The organism is Microbacterium sp. BF1 (assembly GCF_019279095.1).
Lineage (GTDB): Bacteria > Actinomycetota > Actinomycetes > Actinomycetales > Microbacteriaceae > Microbacterium > Microbacterium maritypicum.
The window spans coordinates 1-788 of the sequence record NZ_JAGYWT010000753.1; the positions used below are offsets into that span (position 1 = coordinate 1).

A 788-nucleotide genomic window follows, 5' to 3' on the forward strand; every position below is an offset into this window, starting at 1 on the left:
CCCAGGTACGGTTCACCGTCGACGGGCGCGACCTCGGTGCCGGCGTGGCGGACGTGGTGGAGCCGTCGGCCGAGGTCGGCACGCTTGTGCTGCAGAACGGCGCCTTCGGGCGGATCGTCGGCGATGAGATCTCGCCCCTCACCGGTATCAGCTCGGAGATCACCGCCATCACGCAACCCATCGTCTCGATCGATGTGGCCGCGGATGACTCCCGCGCCGCCACGCAGCTCGGTGACCAGCACGTCTATCTGATCGGCGAGGGAAGCCTCGACGAGCTCGATTCCCGTCCAGGGCTCATCAGACCCTCGCTCGACTCCTACGGGTACACCTGGTCCGTTCCCGCGGGAGCGCCCACGGCCTTGCAGGCGTCGGGGAGCGATGCCGTGGCGCATCAAGTCGCGACGGCGTGGCCGAGCGCCTCGGCGATCTCTCATCTGAGGGTCGCACCGGACGGCGCCAGGGTGGCTGCCGTGGTGACCGTCGGCAAGCAGATGTGGGTCGTGGTCGCAGCCGTGGTTCGCGACTCGGCGGGCATCCCGATCGAGCTCGGCGAGGTCAAGCAGTTGACCCAGTTGTTCGAGCCGGCGACGGGGCTGTCCTGGCTGGGTGCAGACCGTGTGGGAGTCCTCGTCGATCCGAACAGCCCGCGTCTTCTCACTCAGATGGTGGGGGGGCCCGGTTCGGCAGAGGCCGCCCCGAGCAATGCGATCTCGATCGCCGGCGCTCGCACCGCTTCCGGCGTGCGGATCCTCGGAGCGAACGGCGAGCTGTTCGCCCACGCGGGGTCG

1 protein-coding gene is annotated in these 788 nt (G+C 69.3%); it reads left to right on the forward strand.

Translation table 11 applies throughout. The annotated features are described in order from the left end of the window. On the forward strand, positions 1 to 788 hold a 788-nt coding region (locus KZA10_RS16560), incomplete at both ends, for an LpqB family beta-propeller domain-containing protein (RefSeq protein ID WP_256935017.1).